Source organism: Rhodococcus sp. 320_ES, from assembly GCF_059691855.1.
Window position 1 is genome coordinate 498,361 of record NZ_JCAWAG010000005.1, and the last position, 26,773, is coordinate 525,133.

The 26,773-nt window shown below is 66.0% G+C and carries 25 protein-coding genes, 1 other RNA gene and 1 pseudogene; 24 read left to right on the top strand and 3 right to left on the bottom strand.

What is annotated here, in order from left to right; translation table 11 throughout:
• The first annotated feature begins 52 nt into the window (after positions 1-52).
• The 4 genes from AC59JP_RS20020 (at position 53) to AC59JP_RS20035 (ending at position 4,071) form a co-directional block, all read left to right on the top strand.
• On the top strand, positions 53-2,206 hold the full coding sequence (locus AC59JP_RS20020; protein ID WP_497327546.1) for an MMPL family transporter: 2,154 nt from the start codon (positions 53-55) through the stop codon (positions 2,204-2,206).
• A gap of 65 nt (positions 2,207-2,271) precedes the next feature.
• A complete protein-coding gene (locus AC59JP_RS20025; protein WP_497327547.1) occupies positions 2,272-2,673 on the top strand; it encodes a DUF302 domain-containing protein in 402 nt (133 codons plus the stop codon).
• A 75-nt stretch (positions 2,674-2,748) separates the two neighbouring features.
• Positions 2,749-3,018 (top strand): metal-sensitive transcriptional regulator, encoded by a 270-nt coding sequence (locus AC59JP_RS20030; RefSeq protein WP_497327548.1) that lies wholly within the window; start codon positions 2,749-2,751, stop codon positions 3,016-3,018.
• Between the two features lie 87 nt (positions 3,019-3,105).
• Positions 3,106-4,071 (top strand): HAMP domain-containing protein, encoded by a 966-nt coding sequence (locus AC59JP_RS20035; protein WP_497327549.1) that lies wholly within the window; start codon positions 3,106-3,108, stop codon positions 4,069-4,071.
• A 68-nt stretch (positions 4,072-4,139) separates the two neighbouring features.
• Here AC59JP_RS20035 and AC59JP_RS20040 read toward each other — a convergent pair whose 3' ends face one another.
• From AC59JP_RS20040 to hisN, 3 genes are all read right to left on the bottom strand, one after another.
• On the bottom strand, positions 4,140-5,363 hold the full coding sequence (locus AC59JP_RS20040) for an acyl-CoA dehydrogenase family protein (protein WP_497327550.1): 1,224 nt from the start codon (positions 5,361-5,363) through the stop codon (positions 4,140-4,142).
• A gap of 50 nt (positions 5,364-5,413) precedes the next feature.
• A complete protein-coding gene (locus tag AC59JP_RS20045) occupies positions 5,414-6,796 on the bottom strand; it encodes an acyl-CoA dehydrogenase family protein (protein WP_497327551.1) in 1,383 nt (460 codons plus the stop codon).
• 77 nt (positions 6,797-6,873) lie between these two features.
• Positions 6,874-7,659, bottom strand: a complete 786-nt coding sequence (hisN, locus tag AC59JP_RS20050) for a histidinol-phosphatase (protein ID WP_497327552.1) — start codon at positions 7,657-7,659, stop codon at positions 6,874-6,876.
• 121 nt (positions 7,660-7,780) lie between these two features.
• Between hisN and prfB the strand changes: the two genes are divergently transcribed.
• From prfB to AC59JP_RS20150, 20 genes and pseudogenes are all read left to right on the top strand, one after another.
• Entirely contained in the window at positions 7,781-8,896 is a 1,116-nt protein-coding gene (gene prfB, locus AC59JP_RS20055; protein WP_497327553.1) for a peptide chain release factor 2, read from the top strand.
• The gene (locus AC59JP_RS20060) at positions 8,896-9,813 is read left to right on the top strand and encodes a mechanosensitive ion channel family protein (protein WP_497327554.1); all 918 of its coding nucleotides are present in this window, start codon (positions 8,896-8,898) and stop codon (positions 9,811-9,813) included. The genes prfB and AC59JP_RS20060 overlap by 1 nt, the downstream gene beginning before the upstream one ends.
• Positions 9,810-10,250 carry an Rv3103c transmembrane domain-containing protein gene (locus tag AC59JP_RS20065; protein ID WP_497327555.1) on the top strand — a complete coding sequence of 147 codons (441 nt, stop codon included), beginning with the start codon at positions 9,810-9,812 and terminating at the stop codon, positions 10,248-10,250. The genes AC59JP_RS20060 and AC59JP_RS20065 overlap by 4 nt, the downstream gene beginning before the upstream one ends.
• Complete coding sequence (locus AC59JP_RS20070; protein WP_497327556.1) at positions 10,247-10,918, top strand: hypothetical protein; 672 nt, start codon at positions 10,247-10,249, stop codon at positions 10,916-10,918. The genes AC59JP_RS20065 and AC59JP_RS20070 overlap by 4 nt, the downstream gene beginning before the upstream one ends.
• Positions 10,919-10,967: 49 nt before the next feature.
• Positions 10,968-11,657 carry a cell division ATP-binding protein FtsE gene (gene ftsE, locus AC59JP_RS20075; protein WP_497327557.1) on the top strand — a complete coding sequence of 230 codons (690 nt, stop codon included), beginning with the start codon at positions 10,968-10,970 and terminating at the stop codon, positions 11,655-11,657.
• A 52-nt stretch (positions 11,658-11,709) separates the two neighbouring features.
• Positions 11,710-12,615, top strand: coding sequence for a permease-like cell division protein FtsX (gene ftsX, locus AC59JP_RS20080; protein WP_497327558.1), 906 nt, complete (start codon positions 11,710-11,712; stop codon positions 12,613-12,615).
• Positions 12,616-12,681: 66 nt separating this feature from the next.
• Positions 12,682-13,155: an SsrA-binding protein SmpB gene (gene smpB, locus AC59JP_RS20085; protein ID WP_497327559.1), complete on the top strand. Its 474-nt coding sequence runs from the start codon at positions 12,682-12,684 to the stop codon at positions 13,153-13,155.
• Entirely contained in the window at positions 13,152-14,021 is an 870-nt protein-coding gene (locus AC59JP_RS20090; protein WP_497327676.1) for an EamA family transporter, read from the top strand. The genes smpB and AC59JP_RS20090 overlap by 4 nt, the downstream gene beginning before the upstream one ends.
• 20 nt (positions 14,022-14,041) lie before the next feature.
• A complete protein-coding gene (locus tag AC59JP_RS20095) occupies positions 14,042-15,550 on the top strand; it encodes an SDR family oxidoreductase (protein ID WP_497327560.1) in 1,509 nt (502 codons plus the stop codon).
• 57 nt (positions 15,551-15,607) lie between these two features.
• Positions 15,608-15,978: a transfer-messenger RNA gene (gene ssrA / locus AC59JP_RS20100) on the top strand.
• 135 nt (positions 15,979-16,113) lie between these two features.
• The gene (locus AC59JP_RS20105; protein WP_497327677.1) at positions 16,114-16,740 is read left to right on the top strand and encodes a GntR family transcriptional regulator; all 627 of its coding nucleotides are present in this window, start codon (positions 16,114-16,116) and stop codon (positions 16,738-16,740) included.
• A 57-nt stretch (positions 16,741-16,797) separates the two neighbouring features.
• Positions 16,798-18,219, top strand: a pseudogene (locus AC59JP_RS20110) (allophanate hydrolase); the annotation flags it as partial.
• Between the two features lie 54 nt (positions 18,220-18,273).
• On the top strand, positions 18,274-18,918 hold the full coding sequence (locus AC59JP_RS20115; RefSeq protein ID WP_497327678.1) for a cysteine hydrolase family protein: 645 nt from the start codon (positions 18,274-18,276) through the stop codon (positions 18,916-18,918).
• A gap of 60 nt (positions 18,919-18,978) precedes the next feature.
• Positions 18,979-20,568 (top strand): SulP family inorganic anion transporter, encoded by a 1,590-nt coding sequence (locus AC59JP_RS20120; protein ID WP_497327561.1) that lies wholly within the window; start codon positions 18,979-18,981, stop codon positions 20,566-20,568.
• Positions 20,569-20,654: 86 nt separating this feature from the next.
• The gene (locus AC59JP_RS20125) at positions 20,655-21,305 is read left to right on the top strand and encodes an alpha/beta hydrolase (protein ID WP_497327562.1); all 651 of its coding nucleotides are present in this window, start codon (positions 20,655-20,657) and stop codon (positions 21,303-21,305) included.
• A 69-nt stretch (positions 21,306-21,374) separates the two neighbouring features.
• Positions 21,375-22,664 (top strand): NAD(P)/FAD-dependent oxidoreductase, encoded by a 1,290-nt coding sequence (locus AC59JP_RS20130; RefSeq protein ID WP_497327563.1) that lies wholly within the window; start codon positions 21,375-21,377, stop codon positions 22,662-22,664.
• Positions 22,661-23,392, top strand: coding sequence for a DUF1365 domain-containing protein (locus AC59JP_RS20135; RefSeq protein ID WP_497327564.1), 732 nt, complete (start codon positions 22,661-22,663; stop codon positions 23,390-23,392). The genes AC59JP_RS20130 and AC59JP_RS20135 overlap by 4 nt, the downstream gene beginning before the upstream one ends.
• Positions 23,389-24,666: a class I SAM-dependent methyltransferase gene (locus tag AC59JP_RS20140; protein ID WP_497327565.1), complete on the top strand. Its 1,278-nt coding sequence runs from the start codon at positions 23,389-23,391 to the stop codon at positions 24,664-24,666. The genes AC59JP_RS20135 and AC59JP_RS20140 overlap by 4 nt, the downstream gene beginning before the upstream one ends.
• Entirely contained in the window at positions 24,663-25,958 is a 1,296-nt protein-coding gene (locus tag AC59JP_RS20145) for a class I SAM-dependent methyltransferase (protein WP_497327566.1), read from the top strand. Before AC59JP_RS20140 ends, AC59JP_RS20145 begins: the two co-directional genes overlap by 4 nt.
• Positions 25,955-26,773 (top strand): DUF1295 domain-containing protein, encoded by an 819-nt coding sequence (locus AC59JP_RS20150; RefSeq protein ID WP_497327567.1) that lies wholly within the window; start codon positions 25,955-25,957, stop codon positions 26,771-26,773. Before AC59JP_RS20145 ends, AC59JP_RS20150 begins: the two co-directional genes overlap by 4 nt.

The window sequence follows — 26,773 nt, forward strand, 5'->3', positions numbered from 1 at the left end:
CACCATGGTTGCTCCAGGTCGTTTGAATACCCCCACCCGTATAGGAGTTCTCGTGTCTCAGTCCGATACCGTCGCCGCGCCACGGCCCGGCGACCGCCACGACAGCGCCCCCGGCCGCCTCGGCCGGTGGGGCGCAGCCATGGTCACCCGCCGCCGCTGGGTGTTCGGTGTGTGGCTGATTCTTCTGATTGCCCTGGGATCCGCTGCGCCGTCGGTGTTCTCGTCCCTTGCGGGTGCCGGATGGCAAGCCAACGGCTCCGAGTCGGTGCAGGTGCGCGAGTTGGCCCAACAGCACTTCGGCGGGAACTCGTCGGCAGCCGTGCAGGTCGTCGTGCACAGCGACTCCGGTTCGCTGACCGACACCGCGGCGTCCGCCGCCGTCGCCGAGACCATCTCGATCCTGCGCGACGACCCCCGTTTCGGTGAGATCCTGCCACCGCAACCCGGGATGACCATCAGCCCGGACGGGCGAACCGGCATCGTCGTCGCCGGCGCCGCCGGGACGACCGACGAGATGGTCACTGCCGTCGACGACGTCAAGGACCGGCTCACCGCACTGTCGGGCAACGGGGTCGAGGTCTCTCCCACCGGCGCGTCGGCGCTGTGGTCGGATTTCAACAAGGCCAACCACGACGCCATGATCCAGGCCGAATTCATCTCGTGGCCGGTCACGCTCGCCATCATGGTCCTCGCGTTCGGCTCGTTGGTCGCCGCCGGACTTCCGCTGCTGCTGACCATCGACGGACTGGTTGCCTCCGCCGGCGGGCTGGTCCTGCTGAACGAGGTGACGCCGATCTCGGTGTGGGCCATGAACTTCGCCATGATGTTCGCCCTCGCCCTGGGCATCGACTACGCACTGTTCCTCGTCGCTCGCTTCCGCGACGCCCTGCGCACACGTGACCCGCGGGCCGCGGTCGCCGAAACCATGGACACCGCCGGCAAGGCCGTCGTTCTCTCCGGCCTGACGGTCCTGGTCAGCCTGTCCGCCGTGCTGATGGTGCCGGCGCCCGCGGTGCGAACCATGGCCGTCGGCATCATGCTCGCCGTCGTCTTCGTTCTGCTCGCCACCCTGACTCTTCTGCCTGCCGCCCTCGGCGCGCTCGGACCGAAGGTCGACGCCGCGTCCCTCCCGTACGCCAAGCGTCAGCCGCACCGCTCACCGATGTTCGCGGCCTGGGGCGCGCTTCTGCACAAGCATCCGTGGCCGTTCGCCCTCGCCTCGATCGGTGTGCTGGTGGCACTGGCCCTTCCTGTCCTCGGCTTGAAGGTTGCGATGCCGTCGATCTCCGTCGTCCCCGAGGACGCGCCCGTCCGGCAGGGGTATGCAGTGGTGCAGCAGCAGTTCGGTGCGGGCGCGCCCGGAGCTCTGCAGATCGTGGTTCCGCAGTCGGACGCCGCGGCCACCGCCGCCGCCGCGGCGAAGGTGTCGGGCATCGCCATGGTCACCCCTCCTCAGCCTGCTGCCGACGGCTCCGGGTACGCGCTGCTGCAGGCGATACCGGCAGTCGACCCGTCGGACCAGTCCGTGGGCGGCATCCTCGCCGACCTGCGCGGCGAGCTGCCGGACTCGGCTCTGGTCGGCGGCGCTCCGGCGGAGAATCTGGATTTGCAGCAAGCCCTGAACGATTACTTGCCGCTCGTGATCACCATCATTCTGATCCTCGGATTCGTGCTCTTGCTCGTTGCGCTGCAGGCCCCGTTGATCGCGTTCTTGGGCACCGCGGTCAGTCTTCTCTCCACCGCCGCCGCATTCGGTGTCGCGAAGCTGATCTTCCAGGACGGGCACGGCGCCTCGCTGCTCGGCTTCACACCTCAAGGATTCCTGAACGGCTGGGGACCTGTGTTCTTCTTCGCGATGATCTTCGCCATCGCCATGGACTACACCGTGTTCCTGCTTGCCACCGCGAAGGAGCACTTCGAGCGCACCGGCGACCCGACGACAGCGTTGATCGACGGTCTTGCCCACTCCGGGCGCGTCATCTTCGCCGCCGCCGCGGTGATGGTCGCGGTGTTCTTCACCTTCGCTCTGGCCGATCCGCTTCCGCCGAAGGAGATGGGCATCATTCTCGGTGTGGCCGTCCTTCTCGACGCCATACTGATCAGGCTGATCCTGCTGCCGGTTCTGCTGCGACTGACCGGAGGTGCCGCCTGGTGGTCACCGAGTTGGCTCCGCAAGGTCCTCCCGTCCATCAGCTTCTCGCACTGAATTTTCACGACGCTGAATTTCCAGAACACTTGATCTCGAGACACCGACGACAAGGAATCACTGTCATGAGCATCGCCATCTCCACCACCCTGACCGGCACCGACTTCGACACCGCAGTGCAGCGCACCCGCGACGCCCTCGCCGAACAGGGCTTCGGAGTGCTGACCGAGATCGACATGCAGGCCACCATGAAAGCCAAGCTGGGCGAAGACATGGAGCGCTACCTGATCCTGGGTGCGTGCAATCCGCCGCTCGCGCACCGCGCGGTCGGGGTCATGCGCGAGATCGGCCTGCTGCTGCCCTGCAACGTCGTGGTCCGCGAGGACCCGAACGATGCCGACACGATCATCGTCGACGCGATGAACCCGGACATCATGGTCGACGCGACCGGTGAACCCGCGCTCGGTGACGTGGCCGGCGAAGCCGCCACGAAACTGCGCGCCGCGATCACGGCGCTCGAGGGGTGAATGCCCCCAGGGGTACCATCGACTTCACCATCAACCGATAGCACCATTTACGGACACACTGACAGGGGCAATGCCATGATCGGCGACGAGGACAGCATCGCATTGGTTCTCAACCGTCTCCGCCGCGCGAACGGTCAACTCGCCGGCGTGATCTCGATGATCGAGAACGGGCGTGACTGCAAGGACGTGGTGACCCAGCTCGCCGCGGTGTCCCGTGCGCTCGACAAGGCCGGATTCAAGATCGTCGCCACCGGGCTTCGTGAGTGCATGACCGGCGCCACCGCGGACGACAAGGAGCCGATGACCGAGGCGGAGCTCGAGAAGCTGTTCCTCGCGCTGGCCTGACCGCCACGACGAGACTCCAGGGCTGACTTCTTCCAGCCTCAGCAGGGGCCTCAGCGCAGTCTCAGCATCGCCGCCGATACTGGCCGGGTGCGACTACTCTCACGATCCGGCGCCCGTCCCCAGCCGGGAGCGGGGTTGTCGATGCGGCGCCGTGTGGTGTTGCTGACCACGGCTCTGGCGGCCATCGCGGTGGCGGCGTGTTCGATCGCCATCTACGTGGTGACCGAAGACGCCTTGCGCGCTCAGATCGCGGAGAGAGTCGAGCGGAACGCGGCCAAGCTGGCCGTCAGCTCGTCCACGCAGGTGTCGCCGGACGCACTCGGCTTCGCGAACGACGGAACCGGCCCGATGCGCGTCGCGATGATCACGGCCGCGGGCGAATTCATCGCGCAGGACGGATCGACCGAGCCGTTCGAGACGGCGGACGGGCGGATGGCGCCGTCGTTGCAACCCCTGATCCGCGGGGAGACCGCACAGGTGGCCACCGAGACCGACGGCTATCTCATGTGCGGGATCACGGCCGTCGGGGGAGACATCGTTCTGGTGGCCGAACCCGAGTCCAGCATGGAACCGACACTCCACAAGCTGGTGGTGTTGCTCGGTGTGCTGGGCGGTGGTCTCATTCTCTTCGCGGCGGCGGTGGGCGCAGGGGCCGCGGGAATCGGTCTGCGGCCCGTCGAGCGCCTCACGCGGGCGACACGGCGTGTGGCGACGATGGGAGACCTGACGCCGATCACGGTGACCGGCAAGGACGAGTTGGCGCAGTTGGCCGTCGGGTTCAACACGATGCTGCGTGCGCTGGACTCGTCGCGCGCGCGCCAGAGTCAGCTCGTGGTGGACGCCGGTGCAGAACTGCAGGCCCCCTTGACGGCACTGCGCACCAACATCGAACTTCTCATTTCGGTGCAGGCGAGCGACGGCGGCGGGCTGGACGAGGCCACGCAAGCGGCGTTGCGGACAGATGTCGTCGATCAGCTCGACGAGCTCACCGGACGCATCCACCGGCTGGTCGAAGACGCGAGAGATGCTGCGACGGAATCGATCTCGGGATGAGATGCGGAAACGGGCCCGGCGCAAGAATCTGCACCGGGCCCGGGTCGAGACGAATCAGTCGAGACGAATCACTTGAGCTCGGCGGACGACTTTCCGAGAACTCGACGAGCAACGATGAGCTGCTGAATCTGCTGCGTGCCCTCGAAGATGTCGAGGATCTTCGAATCGCGCGACCACTTCTCGAGCAGAAGTCGCTCGGAGTAGCCGAAGGTGCCCGCCAACTCCACGGCCTTGAGAGTGATGTCGCTCGCCACGCGTCCGGCCTTGGCCTTCGACATCGAGGCCTGCAGCGAGTTGGGCTCCTTGTTGTCGGCCATCCACGCTGCGCGCAGGGCAAGCAGGTACGCCGCTTCCCAATCCGACTCGAGCCGGATGTACTCCGACGCCGCGGCGCTTTGAGTCATGGCCGGGGCGTCGTAGGAGATGTCGATACCGGCGTCGGTGAGGATGGTTCGCAGCTCCTCGAGTGCTGCCCGCGCGACGCCGATGGCCATACCTGCCACGAGGGGGCGCGTGTTGTCGAACGTCTGCATGACGCCCGCAAATCCCTTGTCGGTGTTGACGTCTGCGGATCCGAGCAGGTTGTCCTTCGGGATACGGCAGTTCTCGAACAGCAGTGCTGCCGTGTCGGACGCCTTGATGCCGAGCTTGTGCTCGAGACGAGCCACCGTCATGCCCGGTGTGTCGCGCGGAACGACGAACGACTTGATCGCGGCGCGGCCCTTGCTCTTGTCGACGCTTGCCCACACCACGACGTGCGTGGAGCGCTCACCGGCCGTGACGTAGATTTTCTCGCCGTTGAGGACCCACTCGTCGCCGTCGAGGGTGGCGGTGGCGGTGACGGCTGCGGAGTCGGAGCCGAAGCTGGGCTCGGTGATGGCCATCGAGGCCCATACCTTGCCGAACCGCTCGAGCTGAGCGTCGGTGGCGACGGCCGCAATGGCCGAGTTGCCGAGACCCTGGTACGGGATGGACAGCGTCAAGCCGACATCACCCCAGCACGTCTCGATGACGTTGACCAGTGCAGCCATGTTGCCGCCGTTGGCATTTGCCGTCTTGCTGGGCTTCGGCGCGTCCTCGCTGTTCTTGTCGCGCCCGCCCGCGGCACCGCCGATGTCGCCACCGGCGTCGGACATGCCTTCGACCATGGCGGCCATGGTGTCCAGCTCGATCGGATATTCGTGCTCGGCGAGGTCGTACTTGCGTGAGATGGGACGGAAGATTTCGGCGGCGACCTGATGTGCCTGATTCGCCTGAGCCTTCAGCTTCCTGGGGAGCTCGAGATTGATCATCGTGATTCCTTAGTCAAGGAGGAGTCGAGAAAGAAGTGGGGCCGGGCGGATCAGATGAGGACGATGCCCTCGGCGACGCCGACGGAACGCAGGTCGCGGTACCAGCGCTCGGCCGGGTGCTCCTTCGTGAATCCGTGACCGCCCAGGAGCTGGACTCCGTCCAGGCCGATCTGCATGCCCTTGTCCGTGGCAAGTCGACGCGCCAACGCCGATTCCCGCGCGAAGGACAGGCCCTGCTCGGCGCGCGACGCGCCGCGCTGGGTCACGAGGCGAATGCTGTCGAGCTCGATGGCGATGTTGGCCACCATGAACGCCACTGCCTGACGGTTGCTGATCGGCTCACCGAACGCGGTGCGCTCGTTGACGTACGGAACGACGTAGTCGAGGACGGCTTTCGAGGTGCCGGCGGCCATCGACGCCCATCCGAGACGGGCCAGACGCACTGCGTCGGCGTAGTCGCCGGCGCGTGAAGCCGAGTCGCCGTCGCCGAGCAGTGCCGACTCGGGCACGGCAACGTCGGTCAAGAGCAGCCGTCCCAGGCCCGCGGCGCGCAAGCCCATGCTCGGATCCGCTTCTACGACAAGGCCTTTGGTGTCGGACTCGACGATGAAGAAGCACGGCTTGCCGTCGAGCTCGGCGCCGATGACGAACAGCTCCGACGAGGCCGCCGCGGGTACCAAGCTTTTGACGCCGTTGAGCTTGTATCCGCTGGGGGAGCGCACGGCCTTGGTCTGCAGTGCGAACGGGTCGAAGAGTGCCCGCGGCTCGTTGATCACGACGGCCGCGCCGGGCACGGTCTCGCCGGTGAACGCCGGGAGGTACGTCTTCTGCTGAGCCTCGGTACCGAACTGTGTGAGTGCGACCGCAACACCGCTCGGCGCGAGGATGGGGAGCGCGAGGCCCATGTCGCCGTAGGCGAGCGCCTCGGCGACGAGGGCGTTGGTGACCGCTCCGCGTTCGCTCGCGGCGCCGTCCAGGCTCTCGGGGACGTTGATCAGCGTGATGCCGAGTTCGGCGGCGCGAGTGCCGAGGTCCGCCGGGGATTCCGCGGCCTCGTCGGCGTCGTGTGCGGCCGGACGCATGATCTCTTCGGCGAACTCCTTGACCGTCTCGACGATCATCTTCTGCTCGTCGTCCGGCGTCAGGTCGAAGTAGTCCTTGCGCGCACCCGTCGCGTCGGGAAGCCGCTCGGGCTTGCCGCCGCCCGCGACCTTCTCGAACGTGCGGGTTGCCGCGCCCAGAGTCTTGAACCCGGTCTTGGTGCTCTCGTAGATGCCGCGGTCGATGGTCTGGCGGAGGTTGTACTTCTCGGCCAGGTCCGAACCGGTGATCTTCGTCAGCACACGCATTGCGGTGCCGATCGCGTCACGTTTGACGGGGTTCAGGCCCGGTGCGGACGTGTCTCGTACGGTGTCTTGCTTCGTCATGATCACCAGCTGCTTCTCGGTGTTCGGTCGTGGACAGCTTTATCTTACTCACCGGTAAGATAGGTGTCTACTACCGAGTAAGTTCAGCGCGCGAGTCGCGCCAGAACTTCCTCCTGGAGCAGCCCGTTCGTCGCCACGGCACTACCTCCGTGCGGCCCGTCGGATCCATCCAACGACGTGAAACGTCCGCCCGCTTCCCGCACGATGACGTCCAGCGGTGCCAAGTCCCAAAGAGACACCTCTGGTTCGGTGGCAATGTCCAGACCTCCCTCAGCCAGTAGGCAGTAGGAGAAGAAGTCTCCGTAACCCCGCACTCTCCATACTGCGTCCGTCAGATCCACGAACTTCTCGCGCAGACCCAGCTCCCGCCAGCCCGACAGGCTCGCGAAACTCAGACTCGCCGATCCGAGATCGCTCACGGACGACACCTGCAGACGTCGGGGCGTCTCGCCGTCGTGACTGCCGAACGCTCCGCCGCCGGCGCTCGCCCACCAGCGCCGGTTCAGTGCCGGGGCACTGACCACGCCGACGACCGGCCCGCCGTCGACGAGCAGGGCGACGAGCGTGGCCCAGATCGGAACCGCTCTGACGAAGTTCTTCGTTCCGTCGATCGGGTCGACGACCCACTGCCTCCCGGCGAAGGAGGCTGTGCCGCCGAACTCCTCACCGAGGACGGCGTCGTCGGGTCGCTCAGTGGAGACGACGTCGCGCACCGCGGTCTCGACCGCGAGGTCCGCGTCCGATACCGGTGTCAGATCGGGTTTGTCGTCCACCCGCAGATCCTGTGCGCGAAACCGGTCGCGCGTGATGGCGTCGGCCGTGTCGGCGAGACGCAGGGCGAGTTCGAGGTCGGCGGAGTAATCGGGCACCGAATGAGATTACTCACCCTCGCGTGCCCCACGTCACGGCTGCGGGAGGTGACGTCGCCCGGCTCGGTGGTCGCCGACGGGGGTCATCACCACCTCGCCGCTCCCGGTACCCTCGACTACCGTGCATCCCGACGTTTCCGCAGACATAGCCGAGCTCGACGCCACCTTGAAAACGGTGGAATCGGTGCTCGACATCGACGAACTCCGGCGCCGAATCGACGAGCTCGAACATCAGGCCGCCGACCCGGAGCTGTGGAACGACCAGGAGCACGCCCAGCAGGTCACCAGCCAGCTCTCGCACGCTCAGGCGGAATTGCGCCGAGTCGAAGAACTGCGTCAACGGCTCGACGATCTGCCCATTCTGTACGAGCTCGCCGAAGCCGAGGAGGGCGCCGCGGGCGCCGATGCGTTGGCCGAAGCGGACAGCGAGCGCACATCGCTGCACGCGGACGTCGAGCTGTTGGAGGTGAGGACGTTGCTGTCGGGTGAGTACGACAAGCGCGACGCACTGGTCAACATCCGGTCCGGGGCGGGCGGCATCGACGCTGCCGACTGGGCCGAGATGCTCATGCGCATGTACATCCGCTGGGCGGAGAAGCACGGATACGGGGTCGAGGTGTACGACACGTCCTACGCCGAAGAGGCCGGCATCAAGAGCGCGACCTTCGCGGTCAAGGCGCCCTACAGCTACGGAACGCTGTCCATCGAACAGGGCACCCACCGCCTGGTGAGAATCAGTCCGTTCGACAACCAGGGCCGCCGTCAGACCTCGTTCGCCGAGGTAGAGGTGCTCCCCGTGGTCGAAACCACCGACCACATCGAGATTCCCGAAGGCGACATCCGCGTCGACGTGTACCGCTCGTCTGGACCGGGTGGGCAGTCCGTCAACACCACCGACTCCGCGGTGCGGCTCACTCACATCCCCACCGGCATAGTCGTCACCTGTCAGAACGAGAAGTCGCAGCTGCAGAACAAGGTGTCGGCCATGCGCGTTCTGCAGGCCAAGTTGCTCGAGGTCAAGCGCAAGGAAGAACGCGCCGAGATGGACGCACTCAAGGGTGACGGCGGCAGCTCGTGGGGCAACCAGATGCGCTCGTACGTTCTGCACCCGTACCAGATGGTGAAGGACCTCCGCACCGAATACGAGGTCAACAACCCGTCTGCGGTGCTCGACGGTGACATCGACGGGTTCATCGAGTCCGGAATCCGCTGGCGCATGCGTGGTGACGACGCCTGATGACGTTCTCGGCATTCGGACTTCCCGAGACCGCGGACTTTCAGCTGTGGCTGCGGAACAACGGGCTCGAGATTCTGCTCCTGATTCTCGGCGGCATGCTTCTCGCCCGGTTCGTCGCCTGGGCCGGCGCGAAGGTCACGATCAGAATCGACAAGAGCTACCAGCAGACCGATCAGCTGGTGCGCACGGAATCGGCCAAGCACCGCCACTCCGTCGCGCAGGTGGTCACCTGGGTGGTGATCGCGATGATCTACGTGCTGGTCACCATTCAGGTGCTGCAGAGGCTCGGTTTCCCGATCTCGTCGTTGGTGGCTCCCGCGACGGTTCTCGGCGCAGCGCTGGGCTTCGGTGCGCAGCGCATCGTCCAGGACATCCTGGCCGGCTTCTTCATCATCACCGAGCGGCAGTACGGATACGGCGACGTCGTCCGGATTGCCGTCGTCGGCGCCACCGCCGAGGCGAGTGGAACCGTGGAGGACGTCACCCTGCGTGTGACCCGAGTGCGCTCCGCCGAGGGTGAGGTGATCACCGTGCCGAACGGGCAGATCGTGAAGGCGATCAACCTGTCTCAGGACTGGGCGCGGGCCGTGATCGACATTCCCGTTCCGGTCACCGCCGAACTGGGACACGTCACCGAGATTCTGAAGGAGATCGGGCAGGAAGCGTATCGGGACTCCCGGCTGCGCGATCTGCTTCTCGACGAGCCGACGGTCATGGGTGTGGACAGCATCGAGGTCGACCAGGTCAACCTGCGGATGGTTGCCCGCACGCTGCCGGGAAAGCAGTTCGAGGTGGGTCGCGAAGTCCGTGCCCGCATCGCTATCACGTTGCGTCGCAACGGAATCACCGTCAGTCCCGAGCTCACGACGGGGCAGCCGGCGGCCGCCGCGAACGCACCGGTGGGGGAGGGTGAATGAGCGAGTCCACAACGCCGTCGTCGACGGACGGCGACGACCAGGCCGAGCACAAGCGGTCCATCCCGGCTCACCTGATGGGTCGCGTCCGAACCTCGACGGCAGGGCTCCTCGCGGCGTTCGTCCTCGTGCTGGGTCTGTACCTGTATCTGCGGCCGGACCCGACCACGGTCGAGAACTCTCCGGTGTACGTGCCTCCCGCTACGTCCACGCAGGTCGCTCCCACGCAGGAGTACGTTCCGACGCGTACACCCACGACGACGACAGCGCCGTCCACGACTCCGTCCGTGACGCCCACCCCCGGGTCCGAATCAGGCGGCGGCGCAGCGACATCCGGGTCCGGCGCGCCCACGACGACGACCACCCCCCGTTTTCAGCTCCCGACCATCCCCGGCCTGCAGCTGCCCGGCCTGGCGCCCACCACGACGCCTGCGCGGTGAGCGAGGCCGACCGGCCTGCCTGGCGCCGCGTCACGGCCGGCGAGCCCAGGTGGGTCGCGGCCGTCGCCATGGCAGCGGTCATCGCTCTGCAGGTCAGCCTGCCCGAGCGGCTGAACCTGTCGTCGCCGTACCTGCTTCCCGGCATCGAAGCGGCACTCCTCGTCGTGCTGGTGGCGGCCAACCCGCTGCGGATCGATCGCGTGTCGTCGCCGCTGCGCGCGCTGAGCCTGACGCTGATCGCTTTGGCCGCGCTGGCGAACGCCTTCTCGGCGGTGACCCTGGTCGTCGACATCGTGACCGGGGCCAACGGGGTGAGCGCACCGGCTCTGCTGACCACCGGCGGCACCATCTATCTGACCAACGTCATCGTGTTCGGCCTGCTGTTCTGGGATCTCGATCGCGGCGGACCCGCGGCCCGGGCCGCGGGGATCGCGGAGTACCCGGACTTCGTGTTCCCGCAGATGACGACGCCGGACCTGGCCGATCCGCACTGGGAGCCGAGGTTCGGGGACTACCTCTACGTCTCGTTCACCAACGCCACCGCGTTCAGCCCGACGGACACGATGCCCATGAGTCGCTGGGCCAAACTGGCGATGTCCGTCCAGTCGGTGATCGCCCTGGCCACGGTGGCGATGGTTCTGGCGCGCGCCATCAACATCCTGAACTGAGCGCGGCGATCCGGGGAGCGCGTGCGGCTCGCGGCTACACTGGCGACCCGTGATCAGCGTGGAGAATGTGTCCAAGTCCTACAAGTCGTCGACTCGTCCTGCGCTGGACAAGGTGTCGGTCGAGGTGGACAAGGGCGAGTTCGTCTTCCTCATCGGGCCGTCGGGATCGGGCAAGTCCACGTTCATGCGTCTGCTCCTGAAGGAGGAGACGCCGACGTCGGGCGACATCCACATCGCCAACTTTCACGTCAACCGACTGTCGGGTCGACGCGTCCCGCGGTTGCGCCAGACCATGGGGTGCGTCTTCCAGGACTTCCGCCTTCTGCAGAAGAAGTCCGTCGCGGAGAACGTGGCGTTCGCACTCGAGGTGATCGGCAAGCCGCGCTCGATGATCCAGCGGACCGTGCCGGAGGTTCTCGATCTGGTCGGCCTGTCGGGCAAGGCAGATCGCCTGCCCACCGAACTCTCAGGCGGCGAGCAGCAGCGCGTCGCGATCGCACGTGCCTTCGTGAACCGGCCGCTCGTTCTGCTCGCCGACGAGCCCACCGGAAACCTGGACCCGGACACGAGCTCGGACATCATGTTGCTCCTCGAACGCATCAACCGAACGGGGACAACGGTGTTGATGGCGACGCACGACAATCACATCGTGGACTCGATGCGGCGCCGCGTGGTGGAACTCGACAACGGGCGTGTGGTGCGAGACGAGGCGCGCGGGGTCTACGGCGTGGGCAGGTAAGCGCCCCTCTTCACGACTTCGGCCCCATTCGAACGACGAAAGTTCATCGACAATGCGCGCAAGTTTCCTGTTCGGCGAGGTCCTCACCGGCCTGCGCCGCAACATCACCATGACCATCGCGATGATTCTCACCACCGCGATTTCGCTCGGCCTGTTCGGTGGTGGCCTGCTGGTGGTCCAGATGGCCGGAAAGACACAGCAGATCTTCCTCGACCGCGTCGAGGTGCAGATCTTCCTCACCGACGACGTCTCGACCACGGACCCCGACTGCACCGGCGACATCTGTGCCGGGTTGCGTCGCGACATCGAGGCAACGCCGGCCGTCGTGTCCGTGCAGTACCTCAATCGCGCGGACGCGGTCGCGGACGCGACGAACCGAGTCTTCAAGGATCAGCCGGAGCTCGCGTCGCTGGTCAGCCCGGACAGCTTCCCGGCGTCGTTCAAGGTCAAGCTCAGCGACCCGGAACGGTTCGGCGTGATCAACGATCAGTTCGCGCAACGTCCCGGTGTGCAGAGCGTGCTGAACCAGCGAGAGTTGGTGGACCGTCTGTTCAGCGTCCTGTCCGGAGTGCGTAACGCAGCGTTCGCGATCGCCGTCGTGCAGGCACTGGCTGCAATCCTCCTGATCGCCAACATGGTCCAGATCGCGGCGTTCACCCGCCGAACCGAGGTCGGGATCATGCGCCTGGTCGGCGCGACTCGCTGGTACACCCAGCTGCCGTTCCTTCTCGAAGCGATCGTCGCCGCGCTGGTCGGTGCGGTCCTGGCGATCGCGGCCCTCTTCACGGCCAAGTCGGTGTTCATCGACTCCGTGCTCGATGATCTCTATCAGGCCAACATCCTGGCTCGCATCACCGCGAGCGACGTGTTGTTGATCGCGCCGATACTGCTCCTCGCCGGAATCGGTATGGCGGCGATCACCTCCTACATCACGCTCCGGTTGTACGTGCGGGAGTGATCCGAAATAAATCGGTGGCCGGCGTCCTTATGATGGATCGACGCCCATGATCGGAAAGGTCCCGCTGTGAAAGAGAAGGGTCGCAAAGCGATTGCGACCAACCGCAAAGCCCGGCACAACTACTCGATTCTCGACGTGTACGAAGCCGGCGTTGCGCTGGTCGGTACCGAGGTGAAGAGCCTGCGTGACGGAAAGGCCTCGTTGGCCGATTCCTTCGCGACCGTCGACGACGGCGAAGTGTGGCTGCGCGGACTCCACATCCCCGAGTACACACGGGGCAGCTGGACCAACCATGCGCCGCGCCGCAACCGAAAGTTGTTGCTGCACAAGCGAGAGATCGAGCATCTGGTCGGCAAGACCCGAGAGGGAAACCTGACCCTGGTGCCGCTGTCGATGTATTTCAACGAGGGCAAGGTCAAGGTCGAGCTCGCGCTGGCCAAGGGCAAGCAGGACTATGACAAGCGGCAGACTTTGGCCAAGCGCACCGCCGAGCGCGAGGTCACCCGCGAGATGGGCCGCCGCATCAAGGGAATGCGCTGACCGCAGTCCTTCTCGCTCTCGTGGCCGCGCTCGGCTACGGAGTGAGTGATTTCGTGGGAGGTGTGGCTTCACGCCGAGTGGCGGCTCTGCGTGTGGTCATCGTGTCCTACCCACTGTCCCTGATCGTCGTCGGTGCGCTCGCCCCGTTCGTCGGCGGGGAAGTCAGCCTCGCACCGATGGTGTGGGGCGTCGCTTCGGGTATCGCCGGCGGCATCGCCGTGTGGTGGTTCTACCTCGCTCTCGCCGACGGACCCATGGCGATCGTCTCGCCGGTCACCGCGGTTCTGGTCGCGGGCGTACCGGTCGTGGTCGGTCTCGCGCTCGGCGAACGGCCGACCGCACTGGCCTTCGGCGGTATCGCCCTCGCGCTGATCGCCGTGGTTCTGGTGAGCAAGGAATCACCCGACGACGCCGCGGGTGAGGTTGCCGGTGGCAGGACCCTGTCGTTCACCCCGGCGGTCGCGTGGCTGACCGTTGGATCCGGTGTCGCCTTCGCGCTCGCGTTCATCGCCATCGACCGAATCGGCGACTCGGACGCAGGTCTGTGGCCGCTGGTGGCCTCGCGGGCCGCCGCGACTGCCGTCGTGTGGGGTGTCGCGCTGTCGCGTCGGCAGTTCTCACCGCCGCGCGGGGGAGTGCTGAAGCTCGCCGTGTTCGTCAGCGTCCTCGACGTCGTCGCCAACGTGGCCTTGCTGTACGCGTTCCAGGGCGGCCTGTTGTCGCTGGTCAGCGTGATCGCATCGTTGTATCCGGCGGCCACCGTGCTGCTGGCGATGGTGATGCTGGGCGAGCGCGTCGGCGGCATTCAGAAAGTGGGCATGGCGCTCGCACTCGGAGCGGTGGGTCTGATCACGGTCGCGGGTTGACGCGGCTCCGAATGCTCTGCATGAACGAACCTTTCGCGGTCCGAACGCGCGTGCTGGTGACGGGCGCAACCGGGTACATCGGAGGCAGGCTCGCGCCGCGACTGCACGAGGCGGGCTACCGGGTCCGCGTGCTCGCCCGCTCACCACAGAAATTGCGTGACGTTCCCTGGGCGGCCGACGTCGAGGTCGCGAAGGGCGATCTGGGCGACCCCGAGTCGCTGGATGCGGCGTTCGCCGATGTCGACGTCGTCTACTACCTGGTCCACTCGATGGGCGGTACGAAGGATTTCCACCGGGCCGAGCGGGAGAGCGCCGAGAACGTCGCACGGGCGGCCAAGGGCGCAGGCGTTCGGCGCATCGTCTACCTGGGGGGCCTGCACCCCACCGAAGGTGAACTGTCACCGCACCTGCGCTCGCGCGCCGAGGTGGGGGAGATCCTGATCGATTCGGGCGTGCAGACGGTCGTACTGCAGGCCGGCGTGGTGATCGGATCGGGTTCGGCGTCGTTCGAGATGATCCGTCACCTCACCGACAGACTTCCGGTGATGACCACCCCGAAGTGGGTGCACAACAAGATCCAGCCCATCGCGGTCAGAGACGTGTTGCACTACCTGATCGAGGCAGCAGACGCACCGTTCGAGACCAGCCGAACGTGGGACGTCGGCGGCCCGGACGTATTCGAGTACGGCGAGATGATGAATCTGTACGCGGAGGTGGCCGGTCTGCGGAAGCGGCGCATGGTCGTGCTCCCCGTGCTGACGCCGAGATTGGCGGGTCACTGGATCGGAGTGGTCACGCCTATTCCGCGCGGTCTCGCGATGCCGCTGATCGAGTCGTTGCAGTACGACGCCATCGCGCACGAGTCCGACATCGGCGCGGTCATTCCCCCTCCCGAGGGCGGGTTGACCAGCTACGCCGACTCCGTCCGGCTCGCCCTGCGGCGCATCGAGGAGGGCACGGTCGAGACCACCTGGGCCAGTGCGTCGGACGTGACCGCTCCGTCGGATCCGCTGCCGTCGGATCCCGATTGGGCGGGTGAGGACGTGTTCGTCGACGAGCGCGCTCGTGATTGCAACGCGAGCCCGGAACTGCTCTGGGAGGTCGTCGAGGGTATCGGCGGCCAGAACGGGTGGTACTCGTTCCCCATTGCCTGGGTCATCCGTGGGTGGATGGACAAACTCGTCGGCGGCGTGGGGCTCAAGCGCGGTCGTCGCGACCCGCGCCGGTTGCAGACCGGCGAGGCCCTCGACTGGTGGCGCGTGGAGGAAATCGAGCGCGGGTCGCTTCTGCGGCTCCGGGCGGAGATGAAGGCGCCCGGTGGGGCGTGGCTCGAGCTGCGGGTGAGCGACCTGGGGAACGGCCGGTCGCGGTACGAGCAGCGTGCGATCTTCTTCCCGCGCGGGCTTGCCGGACGGGTCTACTGGTACGCGATCATGCCGTTCCACGGCGTGATCTTCCGCGGCATGCTCGAGAACATCACGGGCAAGGCGGAACGGTCCGAGGAGTCGACGCGCTCGATATCCGGATGATTCGGGCCGTTTGACGCGTTACACTGAACAGCCCCGGCAGAGAGCCGGGGTGCACACGGGGCTGAACGGTTTCGACTGTGTGCGTCTAGTTAGGGGAAGCGTGTCGGTGCAGGCGAGAGACCACCGTAAGCGTCATCGCAAAAATATAAGCGCCGATTCCAATCAGCGCGACTACGCACTCGCTGCCTAAGTAGCGACTGCGTGTCTGTCAGTCCGATCTTGCCCTCGGGTCGGGTACTGGCATCAGCTAGAGGGCTTACCTATTCACTCGGCTACGGAGTGATGCGGAACATCAAACAGTGGCTGGGATCGTCATCCAGGCTTGTCTGCGAGATCTGGAGATCCAAGTAGAGGCATAGCGGACTGCACACGGAGAAGCCCTAGCAAACCGACACAGGACCCGGGTTCGATTCCCGGCAGCTCCACCGACAAGGAAAGCCCCGCCTCCTACGAGGCGGGGCTTTCCTTGTGAGTCGGTCCATTCTTCAGGCGCCGACGTTCGTACACTGGCCGGTGTGACTTCGGTTCGAACGAGCGACGAGCTCCCGCAGAGCCTGGTCGAAATGGTGACCCACTCCGTTCGAGAGGAGGTGCTCAGCGGTGAGCTCGAGCCGGGCGCGCACATCGTCGAAGAAGCACTGTGTTCTCGCCTCGGCATCAGCCGCGCGCCGGTACGCGAGGCGCTCCGGCTTCTCGTGCAGGAGGGTCTGGTGGAGCACCGCCCTCGGCGCGGGTTCCGCGTCGTCGTGTGGTCGCCCACCGACATCGTGCAACTCTTCGGGATCCGGCAGGTGCTCGAACGTCACGCGGTGACCAGCGCACTGCCGATGACCGGCGATCCCGACGAGTTCTTCGCGGCGCCGCGGCGCGCGTTGGCGGAGATGGTCGACGCCGACAGCCGAGAGGACTCACTGGCCAAGGACGTCGCGCATCGCAGATTCCACGAGGCCATCGTGGGGCTGGCCGGCAACGCGCAGCTCGACCTCGCTTACGGGCCGGTGATCTTGAAGTTGCAGCTGCCGATGGCGCGCAACCTTCGGGAGGAAGCGCGCGTGGCGCACCGTATGGACGGCCTGCGGCGGCACGCCGACCTGCTTCGAGCGGTGGAGAGCAACGATCCGGACGTGGCCGTGGAGGCGCTGCGCCGCCACGGTGAGCTGACCTACCTGCACTTGGAGAACATCTGCTAACACGCTGGATACAAGACGAGACCGTCGTGTTCACAGAAACTGTCGACAATCGACGAAATGACGAACGAGACGCTCGACGACAACCAGGTGAGCGACATCCACGTGGCCGCCGGTCCGCGTTCGGGACCCACGGTCGCGGACATTCTTGCCGCTCATGCCGACGGACGCGCTACTCCCACCTCGACCGCGATGCGCGTCGCCGATGCCATCGAAAGCCGCGGCGACGACGGTACCTGGATCACGCCACTCTCACGCGCCGAGTTGCTCGAGGCCGCTCGTGCGCTCGAGTCCAGGCCGGACGCCCGCGACCTTCCGCTGTACGGGGTGCCGTTCGGCGTCAAGGACAGCATCGACGTGTCGGGGCAGCCCACCACGTTGGCCTGCCCCGAGTACGCCTACGTCGCCTCCGAGACGGCACCGGTCGTGACGGCCCTGCTCGAGGCTGGCGCGCTGTACGTGGGCAAGACCAACCTCGACCAGTTCGCGACCGGGCTGAACGGAACTCGAACGCCGTACACGATCCCGCGAAGCGTGTTCGGCAACGAGATCATTTCCGGTGGGTCGAGCTCTGGATCCGCGCTGGCCGTGGCGCTCGGCGAAGTTCCCTTCTGTGTCGCTACCGACACTGCGGGATCCGGTCGAGTTCCGGCTGCTCTCAACGGAATCGTCGGGTGGAAGCCGTCCCGCGGTCTCATCAGCACGGTGGGGCTCGTCCCCGCCTGTAAATCGCTCGACTGCATCACTTTGATGGCAACCACGGTGGACGATCTCGATCGGGTGTTCGACGTCGTCGCCGGTGTCGACGACCGCGACGCGTGGTCACGCGAACGTGGTGCACGCTACGACGGCCACCCGATCACGATCGGGTTTCCCGATCCGGGCGACCTGGCCTTCTTCGGTGACGACGCGATGGCCACCGCGCACTTCCAGGCGCGAGATCGTCTGCTGGAGTTGGGTTTCGGCTCGGTCACCGTCCCGTTCGCTCCCTTCGAGACCGCCGGCGAGTTGCTTTACCAGGGGCCGTGGGTCGCCGAGCGGCTCGTCGAGTTCGCCGATTTTCTCGACGAGAAGCCGGACGCCTTCGTTCCGGTCGTCCGAGAGATCTTCGAGGGTGGACGCGGGTACTCGGCGGTCGACGCCTTCCGTGCTCAGCAGCGTCTTCGGGAGTGCAAAGCCCTGGTCGCACGCCTGTGGAACGAGATGGACGTGATGGTTCTGCCCACGATCGGAACGACCTTCACGGTCGAGGAAGTGCAGTCGAACCCGATCGGGTGCAACTCGATGTTGGGTCACTACACGCATTTCGGCAACCTCCTCGATCTCACGGCGGTCGCGGTGCCGGCCGGGTCGACAGCCGACGGTCGACCGGTGAGCCTCATGGTGGTCGGGCCCGCGCTGGCCGACGACGTGGTGCTCGATGTCGCGGCGCGCATTCTCGGCCAGTCCCGATCGGTCCCTGCGGTGTCGCACCCTCCGGCCGCGGTCGATCGATCTGCGGTTGCTCGGATCGACGCCGTTCCAACGCCTTTCACGATGCCTGCCGGGAAGACTGCACTGCTGGTGATCGACATGCAGCGAGACTTCCTTCTCGAGGGCGGCTTCGGCGACAGTCTCGGTAACGACGTCTCGCGTCTGGCCACCGTCGTCGAACCCCTGGCTGCACTGATCGCCGGCGCACGGGCGGCCGGAGTTCCGGTCATTCACACCCGCGAAGGTCACCGACCCGATCTGTCGGATTGTCCACCGGCCAAACTGAATCGCGGTGCCCCGTCGTCGCGGATCGGTGACCAGGGCAAGTACGGACGCATCCTGATCCAGGGTGAGTACGGCCACGACATCGTCGACGAACTCGCACCCGTCGCCGGCGAGATCGTGATCGACAAACCCGGCAAGGGAGCGTTCTACGCCACCGAGCTGGAGGAGATTCTCCAGAAGGACTCGATCACAACGCTTCTCGTCACGGGTGTCACCACGGAGGTGTGCGTACACACCACCACCCGCGAAGCGAACGACCGAGGATACGAATGTCTCGTCGTATCCGACTGTGTCGGTTCGTATTTCCCCGAGTTCCAGCGAGTGGGACTCGAGATGATCTCCGCACAGGGTGGAATCTTCGGCTGGGTCGCCGATTCCGCCGCCGTACTGTCTGCGCTCTCCTCGCTCGCACCCACGCCGTAATTTCTTTTCCCCGCCAGAACTCCCACCGGTCAACCCTCCACCAGGACAAAGGAACCCATCATGGCCGTCGACGTCTCCACGCAGCAGACACCCGATCCCGCGACGCCGTTCCGCCTGCCCTGGTGGACCCGGGGCGACACCAACGCATTCTTCGGGCTCGGCTTCAACATCCTCGTGAACGTGCTCACGTTGACCACACTCAGTGTCGCCGTGGTGTCGATCCCGAGCAGCGACGTGCTGGGTACGCTTCTTCCCGCGCTCGGGGTTGCGCTGATCCTGGGCAACCTGTACTACATGCTGCTGGCTCGGCGACTCGCCGCGCGGGAGAACCGAACCGACGTCACGGCTCTTCCGTACGGGCCGAGCGTGCCGCACATGTTCATCGTGGTGTTCGTCGTCATGCTGCCGGTCTACCTGGCGACCGGCGACGCGATCCAGGCCTGGGCAGCGGGCCTCGCGTGGGCCTTCATGATCGGCATCATCGTGATGATCGGCGCCTTCGTCGGGCCGTACGTCCGCAAGATCACCCCGCGTGCCGCCATGCTGGGCACTCTGGCGGGAATCTCGATCACGTTCATCGCGATGCGCCCGGCGGCGCAGATGTGGGAAGCGGCGTGGATCGGTCTGCCGGTCCTCGCGATCATCCTCATCGGATTCTTCACCGACGTGAAGCTGCCCGGAAACGTCCCGGTCGGTCTGGCAGCCCTGCTGGTCGGCACGGCGATCGGGTGGATCGGCGGGTACATGTCGGTACCGGACGTCACCGAGGCGGCGAGCAATGTGGCACTGGGTCTGCCCGACCTTCGGCTCGACCTGTTGTGGGACGGGCTGAGCAATCTGGCACCCCTCCTGGCCACGGCTATCCCGCTGGGCGTCTACAACTTCACCGAGGCGATGAGCAACGTCGAGAGTGCAGCCGCGGCAGGAGACAACTACAACTTGCGCAGCGTGCTGTTGGCGGACGGGCTGGGCGCGGTCGTCGGGTCGGCCTTCGGGTCGCCGTTTCCGCCGGCCGTCTACATCGGTCATCCCGGCTGGAAGGACGCGGGCGGCCGCACCGGTTACTCGGTGGCGAGCGGCGTCGTCGTCGGTCTGATGTGTTTCCTCGGTCTCTTCGGACTGCTCGCCACACTCCTGCCGATCCCGGCGATCGTCCCGATCCTGCTCTACATCGGCCTGCTCATCGGTGCGCAAGCGTTCCAGGCCGTTCCGAAGATCCACGCGGTTGCCGTCGTCGCTGCGCTTCTGCCCAACCTCGCGGAATGGGCGACGGGGCTGATCGACAACGCTCTCAGCGCCGCGGGGACCACGGCTGCCGAGGTCGGAATGGACAAGCTGGGTGCGGCCGGTGTGGTCTACGACGGTTTGAAGACTCTGGGCGAGGGCGCTGTTCTCGCCGGCCTCGTGCTCGGCGCCGTGGTGACCTTCGTCCTGGACAAGCGGTTCGTCGCCGCAGCGGGTGCGGCAACGGTCGGAGCTGCGCTCGCGTGGATCGGTTTGATTCACGGCGCCGAAGTGAGTTGGGCGGCGTCACCGCAGGTCGCGCTCGGCTACCTCCTCTTCGGTGCAGTCTGCCTGGTGTACTCGCGCATCCCTCCCACTGCCGAGGAGTCGAGCGATGCGTCCGGCGTGAGTGAGACCGCCGCCTGACCGCAGTGTGAATTTCTGTTCCCGACATCACACAACGGGGCGCGTCGTCATCCGACTCATGGCCCGTTCGGTGTCGAATGACTGCCATGAATTCGAAGACCGACACGGTGCCCGTTCTGCACGGCTCCACACGAGGTCCCGTGACGTCCGCCGTCCTGGTCCTGCACGGTGGCAAGGTGAAGTCCCACGATCGCGCGACCCCGTGGCAGCTGTCGAGCGTGCGGATGGTGCCTTTCACTCGCTCACTGCGCCGAGCGCTCGACGATACCGCCGTGCTGCAGTTGCAGTACCGCTACCGCGGGTGGAACGGAGCCGAGGAGAGTCCCGTCCAGGATGCGCGGTGGGCGCTGACGCAGATCCGTGATCGGTACGGCGACGTTCCGGTCACCCTGCTCGGGCATTCCATGGGCGGACGAACCGCCGCTGCCGTCGCGGACGACAAGTCCGTCGTCGCGATCGCGGCGCTGGCACCGTGGTGGCCGTCGGGCGACGAAACGAAGCTCATGCGGCCCGACCAGTCGCTCCTCGTGGTGCACGGCACCGCCGACCGCTGGACCGACCCGGCGTTGTCGCGCGCTGCGACCGAGACAGCGTCCACCCGCGGAATCGCTGCGCGGTACATCTCGATGCCCAGATCCGGACATTTCATGCTTCGGGCCCCGTGGAGGTGGTCGAATCTCGTACGCGACTTCGTGGTGGACCAATCGCCGAGCAACTGCGCTACGAAAACTCGGTGAGTCGGCACAAACGAACAACCCGCCGATGAGTCGAAACTCGTGAGTCGAAACAACAGAGAAGAGCCCGACGTGACCACCACCCCTGAATCTGCACCACGGCGCAGCGTCGCTGTGGTCGGTAGTGGGGTCGCGGGTCTCACCGCCGCCTGGGTCCTGTCGAAGACAGCGAACGTCACACTGTTCGAAGCCGATCGGCGACTCGGTGGCCATGCCGACACACACGTCGTCGACACTCCGCTCGGACCACTCGCCGTGGACACGGGCTTCATCGTGCACAACGACAGGACGTACCCGACCCTGCAGCGGCTCTTCCGCGAATTGAACGTCGCCACGCAGGAATCGGACATGAGCATGTCCATTCACTGCGACGGGTGCGGCCTCGAGTACTCCGGCGGACAAGGTGTGTCGGGTCTGTTTCCCTCGGCCAGGACGGCCATGCGTCCGAAGTATCTGACGATGCTTCGCGAGATCACGCTATTCCACCGCCAGGCTCGACAACTGCTGGCGTCGCCGGACACCGACGACTCCGTCACCGTCGACGACTTCGTCGCCATGGGGGAGTTCTCGCCCTACTTCACGGCACACTTCATGACGCCGCTGGTGTCCGCAGTGTGGTCGTGCAATCCCGTTGTGGCGCTTCAATATCCGGCACGCTACCTGTTCACGTTCCTCGATCATCACGGCATGCTGGGGGTGAAGGGTTCGCCGACGTGGCGGACGGTGACCGGAGGGTCGGTCGAGTACGTCTCGCGTGTCGCGGCCGCGATCGACCGTATCGAGCTCGGCGCGCCTGTTCGCCGGATCCGCCGCAACGCAGATTCGGTCGACATCACGGTGGAGTCGAAAGCGTGTGAGCGTTTCGACGCGGCGGTGGTCGCCACCCATCCGCGACACGCGTTGGACATGCTCGTCGAACCGACGTCCGCCGAACACACCGTTCTCGGAGCGATGGCCTACTCGCCCAATCGCGCTCAGCTGCACACCGACGAGTCGGTCCTGCCGAGGTTGCCGCGTGCGCGGGCGTCGTGGAACTACTCGATGCCCTCGTGCGACGCGAAGCCGGACAACGTTCTGGTCAGCTACGACATGACACGCTTGCAGCGGCTGCCGGACACCGGCGCGCGATACGTCGTCACTCTCGGTGGCTCGGACTCGGTCGATCCGGCGTCGGTCATCGACGAGATGGACTACGAGCACCCGCAGTACACACCGGACTCGATCGCCGCGCAGAGGCGCCTTCCGGAACTCGATTCGGACACGCTGGCGTTCGCCGGCGCGTACCACGGTTGGGGGTTCCACGAAGACGGTGCGCTGTCCGGGTTGCGCGCCGCCGAACGCATCGGTGGAATGTGGACATGAGTACCGCGGCGGCGTTGTACGACACCAGAATTCGGCACGTGCGTACCGGTCCGATTGCGAACAGGTTCACCTACCGCAGCTACTCCTGGCTCGTCGATATCGACCGTTTGCCCCGATTGTCCGCCCCGCTACGGCCTTTCGCGCGTTTCGAGGCGCGTGACCATCTCGGTGATCCGTCGGCGACGTTGCGGCAGAACGTCGATGCGTTTCTCGCCGACCACGGAATCGATCTCCGGGGTGGACGAGTGGACATGCTCGCGTCCGCCCGCGTACTCGGGTACGTCTTCAACCCGCTGAGCGTGTTCTGGTGTCACGACCGTGACGGCGCGCTCGCGTGCGTGATCGCCGAGGTCCACAACACTTACGGTGAGCGTCACTGCTACCTCGTCCGCACCGACGAGCGGGGTGCGGCACGCACGGCGAAGGAGTTCTACGTCTCGCCGTTCAACGAGGTCGAGGGCGAGTACCGCATGCGCCTGCCGGAGCCGGGCGCCGAGCTCTCGCTGTCCATCGTGCTCCACCGCGACGGGCACCCACCGTTCGTGGCCACGGTCGACGGGACCCGTCGGCCCGCCACCACGGGGCAGATCGTGCGCACCGTCGCATCGCTGCCGATGGCGCCGCTCGTGGCGTCGGCTCGTATCCGTCTTCAAGGAATCAAATTGTGGAAGCGGGGCCTCCCCGTGGTTCCCCGTCGCGTCCACACCACCCCGGAGAGCGTGCAATGACTGCTGTGACTGATCCTTCCCTCGCGCTGAACGCCGAACGCTGGCCCAGCATCGCCCGGGTTCCGTCGGGCCCCAAGGTCAGGTTGGCGGCTCCCGTGGCAGCTGCACTGTTTCGCAACGCGGCCTCGCGATTGCCGATCCGCGTCGAGATGCCCGGAGGCGAGGTCATCGGCGGCGGCGCCGACGACCCCCTGGCCCCGGTGATGATCGTCAACCGGCCGGCCGCGTTCGCCGCACGTGTCGGCGACAGCGGACTGATCGGTTTCGGCGAGGCCTACATGGCCGGCGACTGGGACGCGCCGGACCTCGCCGCCGCACTCGGCGTGTTCGCATCGCGCATGGCCACCCTCGTTCCGGAATGGCTGCAGCGACTGCGCGGCCTCTACATACCCAAACAGCCACGCGCAGAGAAGAACACGACGAAGAACACCCGCTCCAACATCTCCCGGCACTACGACCTGTCCAACGAGATGTTCGAGTTGTTCCTGGACGAGTCGATGACCTACTCGAGCGCCCTGTTCCCGAGCGTCACGCCGGCGCCGACGTGGAACGACTTCGCCGACGCTCAGCACGCCAAGATCGACCGTCTGCTCGATCGTGCAGGAGTCACCGCCGGTTCTCGCGTACTCGAGATCGGCACCGGCTGGGGCGAACTGGCGATCCGCGCAGCCTCTCGTGGTGCCACCGTTCGCACGGTCACCCTCTCGACCGAACAGCTCGAACTCGCGTGCAAACGCATCGATGCCGCCGGCTACAGCGACCAGGTTCGCGTCGATCTGCTCGACTACCGGCTGGTCGACGGCGAGTACGACGCGATCGTGTCGGTCGAGATGATCGAAGCGGTCGGCCACCAGTACTGGGGCGAGTACTTCTCGACCATCGATTCGCTCCTGGCGCCCGGCGGCAAGGTCGCGATTCAGGCGATCACCATGCCGCACGAACGAATGTTGGCCACCCGCAACACGTACACGTGGGTCCACAAATACATCTTCCCCGGCGGATTCCTGCCATCCATCAGGGCGATCGAAGACGTGACCGAGAAGCAGACCACGCTGCGCGTACGCGAACGTCTGTCGATGGGTGACCACTACGCACACACTCTGCGGCTGTGGGACGAGCGATTCGCCTCCCGTGTCGAGGAAGCGGCCATGCTCGGGTTCGACGACATCTTCGCTCGGATGTGGCACTTCTACCTGTGCTACTCCGAGGCCGGCTTCCGGTCGGGTTACATCGACGTCCAACAGATCACTCTCGACCGTAGGAGTGCCACATGACCGCCGTTGCAACGACATTGGCCGACCTGCTGGCGCCCGTGGTGGGCGGCGAGCTGCCGGTGCATCTGACCGCGTGGGACGGGTCGACCGCCGGACCCGAGGATGCGCCGCACGTTCGCTTGACCAGTCCGAACGTGCTTCGCCGACTGCTGTGGAGCCCGGGCGAACTCGGCGCCGCTCAGGCGTACGTGACCGGGGAGCTGGACGTCGACGGTGACCTCGGCGAGGCTTTGACGCACGTGTGGTCCGTCGTGCACAGCCGCGGGCTCACCATGGTGCGGCCGACGCCCGCCAAGATCCTCGAATTGGTCCGCGCTGCACGCTCTCTCGGTGCGTTCGGCAGGCCGTTGCCTGCGCCTGTCTCGCAGGCACAGGTCAAGGGACGCCTGCATTCGCTGAGCCGGGACCGCGCTGCCATCAGCCACCACTACGACCTGTCGAACGAGTTCTACGAGATGGTGCTCGATCCCAACATGGCGTACTCGAGCGCGTACTGGACGTCGGACTCGCCCGACTACACCCTCGAGGACGCGCAGCGGGACAAACTCGACATGGTCTGCCGCAAGGTCGGTCTGGATCAGCGCCGAGGCATGCGTTTCCTGGATGTCGGTTGCGGATGGGGGTCGCTGAGCCTGCACGCAGCGGCCGAGTTCGGCGCTCGGGTCGTCGGGGTGACCATCTCGCGTGAGCAGAAGGCCTTCATCGACAAGCGCATTGCGGACCGCGGTCTCGCCGATCTCGTGGAGATTCGCATTCAGGATTACCGGGAGGTGCCGGACGGCCCGTTCGATGCCGTGGCGTCGCTGGAGATGGGCGAGCACGTGGGGCAGAAGAACTACCCCGTGTACGTGAAGGCGTTGCACGACAACATCGTTCCGGGTGGCCGGGTCCTGATTCAGCAGATGTCTCGCAAGGCCGGTGACCATCCCGGCGGCGGACCGTTCATCGAGTCGTTCATCGCCCCCGACATGTTCATGCGACCGGTAGGGGAGACCGTGGCCATGATCGAGGAGGGCGGATTGGAAGTGCGCGACGTGCACGCGATGCGCGAGCACTACGTTCGCACCGTCGACGTCTGGTACGAGACGTTCGAACATCGGTGGGACGACCTCGTTGCTCTCGTGGGCGAGGAGGTCGCCAGAGTGTGGCGGCTCTACCTCGTCGGCGGCGGGATGGCCTTCCGAGACGGCCGTATGGGCGTCGATCAGATCCTGGCGGTCAGGCCGGACAGCCGCGGCCACACGTCGATGCCGGCGGTCCGTCCGAGTTGGTCGGCGCGGGACGAAGGATGAATTCCTTCGTGTGGTCCGACTTCCTCGCGGTCGTCGGGGTCAGCCTGCTCGCCATCGTCGTTCTGCTGACCGTCACGGCGATCATCGGGTTCCGGATCGGTCGACACAACGTGGTCGACGTGACTTGGGGGCTGGGCTTCGTCGTCGTAGCCGTCGCCACCGCGCTGTCGGGAACCGGTGACGGATGGCGCCGCATTCTCTTCGTCGTCCTCGTCGGGATCTGGGGGCTGCGTCTGGCGTCCTCGATGTTTCGCCGTTCCCGCCGCAAGGGCGAGGACCCGCGATACGAGGAGATGCTCGGGCGCGCCGGGGGTCACCCTGTGTGGACCGCGATTCGCAAGATCTACCTGACGCAAGCACTGGCGCTGTGGTTCGTGTCCCTGCCGCTGCAGGTGTCGGCGGTCACCCACGGCTCGTTCGGAATCGTGAGCGGCATCGGTGTCGTCCTGTGGCTGGTCGGTCTGACGTTCGAAACCGTCGGCGATGCCCAGATGGACAAGTACAAGGCCGACAAGGCCACACTTCCGAAGGACCAGCAGCCGACGGTCATGGACCGAGGGCTGTGGGCCTGGACCCGCCACCCGAACTACTTCGGCGACGCGTGCGTGTGGTGGGGAATCTTCCTCGTCGCCGCGGCGCACTGGCCGGGAGTACTGACGGTGCTGTCCCCGGTGGCGATGACGTACTTCCTCGTCTTCGCCACCGGCGCGAAGCTGTTGGAACAGTCCATGGAGAAACGGCCCGGCTACCGCGAGTATCAGCAGCGCACGAGCTACTTCATCCCTCGTCCGCCGAAGGCGTCAGCGCACCGGTAA

Coding starts and splice junctions, on each gene's coding strand:
- AC59JP_RS20095 (WP_497327560.1), top strand. CDS start 14,042: ATGAACGAACCTTTCGCGGTCCGAACGCGCGTGCTGGTGACGGGCGCA.
- AC59JP_RS20065 (WP_497327555.1), top strand. CDS start 9,810: ATGAGCGAGTCCACAACGCCGTCGTCGACGGACGGCGACGACCAGGCC.
- AC59JP_RS20135 (WP_497327564.1), top strand. CDS start 22,661: ATGAGTACCGCGGCGGCGTTGTACGACACCAGAATTCGGCACGTGCGT.
- AC59JP_RS20030 (WP_497327548.1), top strand. CDS start 2,749: ATGATCGGCGACGAGGACAGCATCGCATTGGTTCTCAACCGTCTCCGC.
- AC59JP_RS20150 (WP_497327567.1), top strand. CDS start 25,955: ATGAATTCCTTCGTGTGGTCCGACTTCCTCGCGGTCGTCGGGGTCAGC.
- AC59JP_RS20120 (WP_497327561.1), top strand. CDS start 18,979: ATGGCCGTCGACGTCTCCACGCAGCAGACACCCGATCCCGCGACGCCG.
- AC59JP_RS20145 (WP_497327566.1), top strand. CDS start 24,663: ATGACCGCCGTTGCAACGACATTGGCCGACCTGCTGGCGCCCGTGGTG.
- AC59JP_RS20040 (WP_497327550.1), bottom strand. CDS start 5,363: ATGATCAATCTCGAGCTCCCCAGGAAGCTGAAGGCTCAGGCGAATCAG.
- ftsX (WP_497327558.1), top strand. CDS start 11,710: ATGCGCGCAAGTTTCCTGTTCGGCGAGGTCCTCACCGGCCTGCGCCGC.
- AC59JP_RS20060 (WP_497327554.1), top strand. CDS start 8,896: ATGACGTTCTCGGCATTCGGACTTCCCGAGACCGCGGACTTTCAGCTG.
- AC59JP_RS20125 (WP_497327562.1), top strand. CDS start 20,655: ATGAATTCGAAGACCGACACGGTGCCCGTTCTGCACGGCTCCACACGA.
- AC59JP_RS20140 (WP_497327565.1), top strand. CDS start 23,389: ATGACTGCTGTGACTGATCCTTCCCTCGCGCTGAACGCCGAACGCTGG.
- AC59JP_RS20105 (WP_497327677.1), top strand. CDS start 16,114: ATGGTGACCCACTCCGTTCGAGAGGAGGTGCTCAGCGGTGAGCTCGAG.
- AC59JP_RS20115 (WP_497327678.1), top strand. CDS start 18,274: ATGCCTGCCGGGAAGACTGCACTGCTGGTGATCGACATGCAGCGAGAC.
- AC59JP_RS20025 (WP_497327547.1), top strand. CDS start 2,272: ATGAGCATCGCCATCTCCACCACCCTGACCGGCACCGACTTCGACACC.